Below are 9,941 nucleotides of genomic sequence, written 5' to 3'. Positions count from 1 at the left end.
CGACGTACCAGCAGGGCACGTATGGCCGTCAGTCCCCTCACGCCGGTATCACGCAACCCCTGCCGCCCCCGCCGCCCCGCTGCAGAGCCGCACCGGCAAGGCCCTCAAGTGGGCCGTCTCGGCCCTGCTGATCGCCGCACTCGGTCTCGGCAGTTGGCAACTGGCCGACGCGCTCATCGGGAAGGGAGGCCAGTCCGGCGAGCCGGACACGAGCCAGACGACCGACGGCAACGACAAGGGCACCGACAAGGCAAAGCCCATCACGGCGCTCAGCATCACGGGCGCCGCGGAGTACTACCCGGACGGGAAGCCCCAGCACGCGGACGACGCGGATCTGACGTACGACAACAGCTCGTCGACGTACTGGAGGACCTACTCCTTCAGGGACGGCCCCACGCTGGCCCCCTTCAAGCAGGGTGTCGGCATCGTCTACGACCTGGGCTCGGCCAAGGACGTGTCAGCGGCCTCGATAGGGCTCTACTACTCCGGGGACCACACCACGGCCACGCTGTACGCGGCGGACTCCCTGTCGTCGTCCGCCCCCCTCAGCTCCATGACGAAGATCGCTACGAACAGGACGAGCGGCACGGACCTGAAGATCTCCACCAAAAAGCCGGTGAAGACCCGGTACGTTCTCGTCTGGCTCACCGATGTACCCAAGGGCGACGGTGACCAGTTCAGTGGTGCCGGATACAAGCAGGCGATCACCGACGTGAAGTTCATGGGCTGAGAGCTCGTCGAAGAAGGGGGGTCCGGTGGCGCACAGCGCCGATCACAGCGGGGTGAGCGATCAGGATCTCCTGGCCCGCCATGTCGAGGGCGACCCCGACGCCTTCAGCGAACTCGTACGGCGGCACCGGGACCGCCTCTGGGCGGTGGCGCTGCGGACCCTGGGAGACCGCGAGGAAGCCGCCGACGCCGTCCAGGACGCCCTGGTGTCCGCCTACCGGGCCGCCCACACCTTCCGTGGCCAGTCGGCCGTCACGACCTGGCTCCACCGCATCACGGTGAACGCCTGCCTGGATCGTGCCCGCAAGGCGGCGTCCCGCAAGACGTCGCCCGTCGACGACACCGAGCGTCTGGAACAGCTCCTGGAGCCGCACGAATCGGCGTCCGCTCCTGCCGAGCGCAACGATCTGCACCGCCAGCTGCTGGAGGCTCTGGGCACCCTCCCGAAGGATCAGCGGGCGGCACTCGTCCTGGTGGACATGCAGGGCTATCCGGTGGCGGAAGCCGCCCGCATCCTCGATGTGCCGACCGGCACGGTGAAGAGCCGCTGCGCCCGTGGCAGAGCCAGACTTCTGCCGCTCCTGACCCATCTCCGAGCGGAGGGCGAGGGGGAGGGCGGCAAAAAGTCGGGGCGCGGAAGGAACCGGACGCAGGGGACATCCGTCCCACCCGCAGCGGAAGCACATGATGCAGGGCCAAGCGATTCAGCTGCTGTGAAGGGCGGAGGTGGGCGAGCGTGACATCCACAACCGACGCGGCCGGGCACCCGGAGGTCGCGGAGATCGCCGACCTCAGTGAGGGCCTTCTGCCCCCTTCCCGCACCGCGGATGTCCGCCGGCACCTGGACGAGTGCCCGCTCTGCTCCGACGTCCACGCATCGCTGGAAGAGATCCGCGGTCTGCTCGGCACCTTGCCAGGGCCTCCGCGTATGCCCGACGACGTAGCGGGGAGGATCGACGCCGCCCTGGCCGCTGAGGCTCTGCTGAACGCCACAGCACCCGAGAGCGAGACGGCCGAAGAGCGAGCCAATGTCTCCCGCCCCGCTGTGAGTGAGAACGGCGCGCATGTTTCACGTGAAACATCGCCTGCCGTGGATCGCCCTGCCGGTCATCCACGCGCGTCCACCGGCCCGGGCCGGACAGGTCAGAAGCAGCACAGCCGTCGTAGGACGGCCATCGGTGCCGTCCTCGCGATCGCGGTCCTCGGCTTCGGCGGCGTTCTCGTCCAGTCGCTCGGCGAGAACGACAATCCCCCGAGCTCAGCTTCCGCCGCGTTCTCAGGCGTCAAGCTGGAGAAGCGGGTCGAAGACCTCCTGAGCAAGGCGGAAAGCGGCGGCCGGCCCGAGAAGGATACCTTCGGGACTGCGGCGTCCCCGGACGAGCGCACGAAGACGTTCTTCGCCACCGACGTGCCCGACTGCATCGCGGAGGGCATCGGAGACACCACGGGTGCGATCGCTTCCGAGCCGGGTACCTACCGGGGAGCTGACGCGTACCTCGTGCTGCTGCCCGACCGCTCCGGCGACGCACGCGTCACCGCTTACATCGTCGACGCCTCCTGCCTGAAGAAGACTTCGGAAGCTGCCGGCGACGTTCTCCTGAAGCGTTCCTACGCCCGTCCCTGAGGACTGTCTCCCGCTCTGTGCCACCTCCGGCGAGCCCGTGGCCGGGCCGCGCCTCCGTGTGCCCGGACACACCGGGAATGCGCGCCCCTTAGGATCCGTTGGGTGGGGTGAGAGTTTCGAGAGCAGCTCCCACCGGCAGTACGCAGCAGTCTCCAGAGACGAGGAATCAAGCCGTGAGCGACGTCCGTAACGTGATCATCATCGGCTCCGGGCCCGCCGGCTACACGGCAGCGCTCTACACCGCGCGCGCGTCGCTGAAGCCGCTGGTGTTCGAGGGCGCCGTCACCGCAGGCGGCGCCCTGATGAACACCACCGAGGTGGAGAACTTCCCCGGCTTCCGGGACGGCATCATGGGCCCCGACCTCATGGACAACATGCGTGCCCAGGCCGAGCGCTTCGGTGCCGAGCTCGTTCCGGACGACATCGTCGAAGTCGACCTGAGCGGCGAGATCAAGACCGTCACGGACACCGCGGGCACGGTGCACCGCGCCAAGGCCGTCATCGTCACGACGGGCTCCCAGCACCGCAAGCTCGGGCTCCCCAACGAGGACGCGCTCTCCGGTCGCGGTGTCTCCTGGTGCGCCACGTGTGACGGGTTCTTCTTCAAGGACCAGGACATCGCCGTGATCGGTGGCGGTGACACCGCCATGGAGGAGGCCACCTTCCTCTCGCGGTTCGCCAAGTCCGTGACCATCGTCCACCGCCGGGACACCCTGCGTGCCTCCAAGGCGATGCAGGAGCGTGCGTTCGCCGACCCGAAGATCTCCTTCGTGTGGGACAGCGAGGTGGCCGAGATCCAGGGCGACCAGAAGCTCGCCGGTCTGAAGCTGCGCAACCTCAAGACGGGCGAGACGTCCGAGCTGCCGGTGACGGGTCTGTTCATCGCCATCGGACACGACCCGCGCACGGAACTGTTCAAGGGACAGCTCGACCTGGACGACGAGGGCTACCTGAAGGTGGATTCTCCGTCGACCCGTACGAACCTCACCGGCGTCTTCGGCGCCGGCGACGTCGTCGACCACACGTACCGCCAGGCGATCACCGCCGCCGGTACCGGCTGCTCCGCCGCCCTCGACGCCGAGCGCTTCCTCGCCGCCCTTGCCGACGGCGACCAGGCCGCCGAGCCCGAGAAGACCACCGTCTGACACCCGTCCGCCCCACCGCACCAACCAGTTAGGAGCCCTCAGTGGCCGGCACTCTGAAGAACGTGACCGACGACTCCTTCGAGCAGGACGTCCTCAAGAACGACAAGCCCGTCCTGGTGGACTTCTGGGCCGCCTGGTGCGGTCCGTGCCGCCAGATCGCGCCGTCCCTCGAAGCGATCGCCCAGGAGTACGGCGACAAGATCGAGATCGTCAAGCTCAACATCGACGAGAACCCCGGTACGGCTGCCAAGTACGGCGTCATGTCCATCCCGACGCTCAACGTCTACCAGGGTGGCGAGGTCGCCAAGACCATCGTCGGCGCCAAGCCCAAGGCGGCGATCGTGCGGGACCTCGAGGACTTCATCTCCGAGTGATGTTTCACGTGAAACGCGAAAGGGCCGACCCAGGAGGGTCGGCCCTTTCTCATTAGAGCGGTCGCAGCGCCGGTTCCTTCTGGACGGCTCCCAGGAGCCGGTCCAGCGCCAGCTCGACGTCTTCCTTCCAGGAGAGCGTCGTCCGCAGCTCCAGTCTCAGTCGGGGATGCGTGGGGTGGGGCCGCACCGTCTTGAAGCCCACGGCCGTCAGATGGTCGGCGGGAAGCACACACGCAGGTTCCTTCCAGCGAGCATCCCCGAAGGCCTCGATCGCCTTGAAGCCGCGTCTCAGTAGATCCTTGGCGACCGTCTGGACCATCACACGGCCCAGCCCTTGGCCCTGGTAACCCTGCATGATGAAGGCCGTCATCAGCTGGACGGCGTCAGGGGAGACCGGACTCGTGGGAAACGCGGTCGAGCGGGGCACATAGGCCGGAGGCGCATACAGCACGAAGCCCACCGGTGCCTCGTCCACGTAGACGACCCGACCGCAGGATCCCCAATCGAGCAGGACGGCTGAGATCCACGCTTCCTTCTCAAGAGCGGGAGTACCCGCCTTTACCGCGGCTTCGCCGCTGACTGGGTCCAACTCCCAGAAGACACACGAGCGACACCGCTTGGGAAGGTCCTGAAGGTTGTCCAGCGTGAGAGGTACGAGCCGACGGCCCATAAAGGCTGTTCCTCGCTTCCTTCGCCCGCAGCGTCGCGAGCGGCTGTCAAGGCGCTCCGCTCCCTGAGCAGACTGCCGACGAAACCGCCGACGGCCCCCAGTCCCAGGCCTGCGGTCACCAGTCCGGAACGGCTCACGGTTCGCATGGCCCGCCTCTCCACAAAGATTCGCCAGGTAGATGCGCCATACCCGAACGCATCGTATCGACGATGCGATTGCCTAGATACCGCCTCAAAGCAAAGAGCGGGCTGTGTCCGGTATACATCGGACACAGCCCGCTCATGCGGTCGACGAGCCGAAGTCCGTCGCGCGAATCGGGGGTCAGGCTTCCGACTCCTCCGAGAAATCGTCCAGGAGGCTCTTCTGGAGAGCGAGCTTCTCGCCGGGAGCGAGCGTGCTCAAGATTCGCTCAAGGTCCTCCGTGGAGGCGAACTCCACGGTGATCTTGCCCTTCTTCTGCCCCAGATCGATCTTCACGCGCGTCTCGAAGCGATCCGACAGTCGGGTCGCGAGCTCGCCCAGCGCCGGAGACGGTACGGAGCCGGCCCGCGGCCCCTTGGAGCGTGCCGCGCTCTTCGGACGCGATCCCATGAGGGTGACGATCTCTTCGACCGCCCGCACCGAGAGCCCCTCGGCCACGATCCGGTGAGCCAGCTTGTCCTGCTCCTCCGAGTCCTCGACGGAGAGCAGCGCCCGTGCGTGCCCGGCCGAGAGAACACCGGCTGCCACACGGCGCTGGACCGCCGCGGAAAGCTTCAGCAGACGCAGGGTGTTGGAGACCTGCGGGCGCGAGCGACCGATGCGGTCCGCCAGCTGGTCATGCGTGCAGTTGAAGTCCTTGAGCAGCTGGTCGTACGCGAAGGCTTCTTCCAGCGGGTTCAGCTGCGCACGGTGCAGGTTCTCCAGAAGCGCGTCCAGCAGCAGCTTCTCGTCGTCCGTCGCCCGTACGATCGCCGGGATCGCGTCGAGCTCGGCCTCATGACAGGCCCGCCAGCGCCGCTCACCCATGATGAGCTCGTAGCGGCCCTGGCCCACCTGCCGTACGACGATGGGCTGGAGAAGGCCGACCTCCTTGATGGAGGTGACGAGTTCCTGGAGGAGATCCTCGTCGAACACCTCGCGGGGCTGGCGCGGGTTCGGGGTGATGGAGTCGAGAGGCAGCTCAGCGAAGTAGGCGCCGACCGGTGCTGCCGGCAGTTCGACTGCGGCGCTCGGCGACAACTCCTCTGTTTCACGTGAAACAGAGGGGAGCGTAGCTAGCTTCGCGGCTGCCACCCCACGTTCGGGAACGAAAACAGATGCAGCTGGTGGCGCAGCGGCGGCCGGAGCCTCCTTCTCGCCCGTCGCGGCCGCTGGGATCAGTGCGGCGAGACCACGGCCCAACCCCCTCCGTCGATCACTCACTGGATCCCCTCCACCACACTCGGATTGTTCTGAGCACCGATGTGGGCGTGCGTCGGGTTGTACCCGACGCCCACGCCCTTCAGTGCGATTTCTCGTGCTGCCTCAAGGTAGGAGAGGGCACCGCTCGATCCTGGATCGTAAGTCAGCACCGTCTGCCCATAGCTCGGCGCCTCGGAGATACGGACGGAGCGGGGAATGCTCGTCCGCAACACCTCCTCACCGAAGTGGGTGCGCACCTCGTCGGCGACCTGGGACGCCAGGCGCGTCCGGCCGTCGTACATGGTGAGCAGGATGGTCGACACGTGGAGGACGGGGTTGAGGTGCCCCCGTACCAGGTCGACGTTGCGGAGCAGCTGACCGAGGCCCTCCAGCGCGTAGTACTCGCACTGGATCGGGATGAGGACTTCCTGGCCGGCCACCAATGCGTTCACCGTCAGGAGACCGAGCGAGGGCGGACAGTCGATGAGGATGTAGTCCAGGGGCTGCTCGTACGCCTGGATGGCTCGCTGCAGTCGGCTCTCTCGTGCCACCAGCGACACCAGCTCGATCTCCGCACCGGCGAGATCGATCGTGGCAGGCGCGCAGAAGAGACCTTCCACATCGGGAACGGGCTGGACGACCTCCGACAGCGGCTTGCTGTCGATCAGCACGTCGTAGATGGATGGCACCTCGGCGTGATGGTCGATACCCAGCGCGGTGGACGCGTTGCCCTGGGGGTCCAGATCGACCACGAGGACACGGGCTCCGTGCAGAGCCAGCGAAGCGGCGAGGTTGACCGTCGTTGTGGTCTTTCCGACGCCGCCCTTCTGGTTGGCGACGACCATGACTCGGGTCTGTTCGGGCCGAGGCAATCCCTCACCGGCCCGGCCCAGTGCCTCTACAGCCAGTTGGGCGGCACGACCGATGGGAGTGTCGTCCATCGGGGGCGGTGTTTCACGTGAAACATCCTCCCCCATCGACTCGATACGGGGACCGGGGACCGGATCGGTCATCGGTCCCGCGATGTTGGCGTCGGACCGCAAGGATTCACTCTCCTCGACTTCAGGCTCGCAATGAACAGAGCCTCCCATGCCTTCGGGGTCGTGAACCAGTGAGGCCTGGTGTTCTGTGGAGAATTCCACCTCTGTGGAAAACTCCGTTACCTCTCCGAGTGACCCGAGAGGCTTCCGGTCGCGCGGTTCGGCCGCGGCGCGGCCACGGCTGATGATGCCGTGCAGCAGTGAGCGACGTTTCACGTGAAACACGATGCCCAGCAGCACAGGCCAGACTTGCGCGACACTCCGAGATGTATCGGTTTGGAAGCTTGTGTGGAGTACGACTCGTCGTCAGGACGGATCAGTGAACGTCCAGATCAGTGTCTAGCGGCGACGCCGTACTCGACCTGACCGAGCCGCCTTCGCCCGCTTGGCGGCGAAGCGCACTCCTCCGGGGCTCTCCCCGACCTCCACCCGGACGACCGTGGACAGCGGTTCGACCACGCCCTCACCCACATGGTGGATGGAGGTCTCCACCGCGCCGAGCTTGCTCAGGGCGGTGGCGGCGCTCTTCAGCTCCTCTTCCGCGGTGTCGCCCTTGAGCGCCAGCATCTCCCCGTACGGGCGCAGCAGCGGGATACCCCAGCCGGCCAGGCGGTCCAACGGTGCCACCGCTCGTGCCGTCACCACGTGGACGGGCTGCAGCGTCCCCAGGACTTCCTCGGCTCGGCCACGAACGACGGTCACATGGTCGAGGCCCAGGAGCTCGACCACCTCGGTCAGGAAGTTCGTGCGCCGCAGCAGGGGCTCCAGCAGCGTGATCTTCAGATCGTTCCGGACGAGGGCCAGCGGGATACCGGGCAGTCCGGCACCGGAGCCGACATCGCACACCGTCACCCCCTCGGGCACGACCTCAGAGAGCACCGCGCAGTTCAGCAGGTGCCTCTCCCACAGACGGGGTACCTCCCTCGGGCCGATGAGCCCGCGCTGTACACCCGCCTCAGCCAGGAGTTCGGCGTAACGGACCGCGTCCGCGTAGCGATCACCGAATACGTCGCGCGCCTGCTCGGGCGCAGGGGGGAGCTCCACTGCCTCCGTCACGGGGACCGTCCTTCCGTACCGCAAGAGCGCACTGGGCGCTGACACCAGAACAACAGGCTGACAAAGTTCGGCCCCGCCTGCAGGCAGACGGGGCCGGAGAAGCGTTGGTACCGAATCAGGCAGGCAGGACGACGACGAAGCGTTGCGGCTCCTCGCCCTCGGACTCGCTGCGCAGACCGGCGGACTTGACCGCGTCGTGCACAACCTTGCGCTCGAAGGGCGTCATCGGCTGCATCTTCACGGGCTCGCCCGTGCTCTTGGCCTCGGCCGCCGCCTTGGCACCCAGCTCGGAGAGCTCGGCGCGCTTCTTGGCCCGGTACCCGGCGATGTCCAGCATCAGACGGCTGCGGTCACCGGTCTCGCGGTGCACGGCCAGGCGTGTGAGCTCCTGGAGCGCCTCAAGCACCTCGCCCTCTCGGCCGACGAGCTTGCTCAGATCACGGCTACCGGAGTCGCTGATGATCGAGACAGAGGCACGGTCGGCCTCGACGTCCATGTCGATGTCGCCGTCGAGGTCGGCGATGTCCAGCAGACCTTCCAGGTAGTCCGCCGCGATCTCACCCTCCTGCTCCAGGCGGGTCAGGGTGTCGCCACCCTCGGAGGCGGCGGAGGTGGTGCCTTCCGTCACGGGATGGACTCCTTCTTACTTCTTGGACGGGGACTTGGGGCGCTGCTGACCCTTGCGCTGACCGGACTGAGCCTTGCTGCGGCCGCCGGCACCGGGCTTGGGCGCGGCCTTCTTGGCAGCGGCCGCCGGCTTGGCGTCCTCCGGCTCGTCCGACTTGCTCAGGGACGTGGGCTCGGTCTTCGGATCGGTTTCGTCGGCGATCTTCGCGCCGCCGGACTGACGCTGCGCCTTGGTCTGGCGCTTCGGCTGCTGGCGCTTGGGGGTCGCCGACGTACCGTCCTCGATGGTGGCGACGGAGACCTCGCTCTTGATCACGGTGCCGTCGCTCTGGGCCGCGAGGCCCTCCCTGCCCAGGCCGGTGATGAACTTCCGCTCGTACTCGTTGCGGTCACGGCCCTTGGCGACGATCGCCTTGACGATGGCGCGCTCACGGCGGTTACGGGTCCTGCCATGCCGTGTGACGTGCTTGGCGAGGCGCTCGAGGTAGGACGCCTGAGCCTTGGAACCCGGGGTCGGGTTGTTGTGGATGACGTACATCTGCTGGCCCATGGTCCACACGTTGGTGGTCAGCCAGTAGACGAGGACACCGACCGGGAAGTTGATGCCGAAGACAGCGAACATGATCGGGAAGATGTACATCAACATCTTCTGCTGCTGCATGAACGGCGTCTTCACCGTGGTGTCGACGTTCTTCGTCATCAGCTGACGCTGCGTGTAGAACTGCGACGCCGACATCAGGACGATCATGATCGCGGTGACGATCCGGACCGTGGTGATCGAGGCGTCGAGTGCGGCGGCCTCGGCAGCGCTGTCCGTGAAGGTCGCGGCCAGGGGGGCACCGAAGATGTGCGCCTTCTGCGCGCTCTCCAGCAGGCTCTCGTTGATGACACCGACGGTGTCGTTGTTCGCGATGCTGTTGAGCACGTGGTACAGGGCGAAGAAGAACGGTGACTGCGCCAGGATGGGAAGGCACGAGGAGAGCGGGTTGGTGCCCGTCTCCTTGTACAGCTTCATCATCTCTTCGGACTGACGCTGTTTGTCGTTCTTGTAGCGCTCCTGGATCTTCTTCATCTCGGGCTGCAGCGTCTGCATCGCCCGGGTCGCCTTGATCTGCTTCACGAAGAGCGGGATCAGGCAGATACGGATCAGGATCACCAAGGACACGATGGACAGGCCCCAGGCCCACCCGGTGTCAGCGCCGAAGAGGGCGCCGTACACCTTGTGGAACTGGACGATGACCCAGGAGACAGGTGTCGTGATGAAGCTGAAGAGGCTGGCAATCGTGTCCACTA

10 protein-coding genes and 1 pseudogene are annotated in these 9,941 nt (G+C 66.6%); 5 read left to right on the top strand and 6 right to left on the bottom strand.

What is annotated here, in order from left to right; genetic code table 11:
* The 5 genes and pseudogenes from E4N62_RS17945 to trxA form a co-directional block, all read left to right on the top strand.
* Nucleotides 1-730: pseudogene (locus E4N62_RS17945) on the top strand (serine/threonine protein kinase); the annotation flags it as partial.
* A 25-nt stretch (nucleotides 731-755) separates the two neighbouring features.
* Nucleotides 756-1,469, top strand: coding sequence for an RNA polymerase sigma factor SigM (sigM, locus tag E4N62_RS17940; protein ID WP_184906368.1), 714 nt, complete (start codon nucleotides 756-758; stop codon nucleotides 1,467-1,469).
* Nucleotides 1,466-2,353, top strand: coding sequence for an anti-sigma factor (locus E4N62_RS17935; RefSeq protein WP_230215543.1), 888 nt, complete (start codon nucleotides 1,466-1,468; stop codon nucleotides 2,351-2,353). The genes sigM and E4N62_RS17935 overlap by 4 nt, the downstream gene beginning before the upstream one ends.
* A gap of 173 nt (nucleotides 2,354-2,526) precedes the next feature.
* A complete protein-coding gene (gene trxB, locus E4N62_RS17930; RefSeq protein WP_230215541.1) occupies nucleotides 2,527-3,498 on the top strand; it encodes a thioredoxin-disulfide reductase in 972 nt (323 codons plus the stop codon).
* A gap of 41 nt (nucleotides 3,499-3,539) precedes the next feature.
* On the top strand, nucleotides 3,540-3,872 hold the full coding sequence (gene trxA / locus E4N62_RS17925) for a thioredoxin (protein WP_184906362.1): 333 nt from the start codon (nucleotides 3,540-3,542) through the stop codon (nucleotides 3,870-3,872).
* A gap of 52 nt (nucleotides 3,873-3,924) precedes the next feature.
* Here trxA and E4N62_RS17920 read toward each other — a convergent pair whose 3' ends face one another.
* From E4N62_RS17920 to yidC, 6 genes are all read right to left on the bottom strand, one after another.
* Entirely contained in the window at nucleotides 3,925-4,542 is a 618-nt protein-coding gene (locus E4N62_RS17920) for a GNAT family N-acetyltransferase (RefSeq protein ID WP_230215539.1), read from the bottom strand.
* Between the two features lie 321 nt (nucleotides 4,543-4,863).
* Nucleotides 4,864-5,946: a ParB/RepB/Spo0J family partition protein gene (locus E4N62_RS17915; protein WP_230215537.1), complete on the bottom strand. Its 1,083-nt coding sequence runs from the start codon at nucleotides 5,944-5,946 to the stop codon at nucleotides 4,864-4,866.
* On the bottom strand, nucleotides 5,943-7,016 hold the full coding sequence (locus tag E4N62_RS17910; protein WP_308185188.1) for a ParA family protein: 1,074 nt from the start codon (nucleotides 7,014-7,016) through the stop codon (nucleotides 5,943-5,945). The genes E4N62_RS17915 and E4N62_RS17910 overlap by 4 nt, the downstream gene beginning before the upstream one ends.
* A gap of 288 nt (nucleotides 7,017-7,304) precedes the next feature.
* Nucleotides 7,305-8,021, bottom strand: coding sequence for a 16S rRNA (guanine(527)-N(7))-methyltransferase RsmG (rsmG, locus tag E4N62_RS17905; protein ID WP_184906356.1), 717 nt, complete (start codon nucleotides 8,019-8,021; stop codon nucleotides 7,305-7,307).
* 115 nt (nucleotides 8,022-8,136) lie between these two features.
* Nucleotides 8,137-8,649: a R3H domain-containing nucleic acid-binding protein gene (locus tag E4N62_RS17900; protein WP_184906354.1), complete on the bottom strand. Its 513-nt coding sequence runs from the start codon at nucleotides 8,647-8,649 to the stop codon at nucleotides 8,137-8,139.
* 15 nt (nucleotides 8,650-8,664) lie between these two features.
* Nucleotides 8,665-9,939, bottom strand: coding sequence for a membrane protein insertase YidC (gene yidC, locus E4N62_RS17895; protein ID WP_230215535.1), 1,275 nt, complete (start codon nucleotides 9,937-9,939; stop codon nucleotides 8,665-8,667).
* Between the last annotated feature and the right edge of the window lie 2 nt (nucleotides 9,940-9,941).

Source organism: Streptomyces sp. MNU76 (genome assembly GCF_020982545.1).
GTDB lineage: Bacteria > Actinomycetota > Actinomycetes > Streptomycetales > Streptomycetaceae > Streptomyces.
This window is presented reverse-complemented; position numbering and strand designations above follow the sequence as displayed.

What these genes read in the sequence shown, in the direction of transcription:
- E4N62_RS17920 (WP_230215539.1), bottom strand. Translation starts at nt 4,542, where the DNA reads ATGGGCCGTCGGCTCGTACCTCTCACGCTGGACAACCTTCAGGACCTT.
- E4N62_RS17910 (WP_308185188.1), bottom strand. Translation starts at nt 7,016, where the DNA reads ATGGGAGGCTCTGTTCATTGCGAGCCTGAAGTCGAGGAGAGTGAATCC.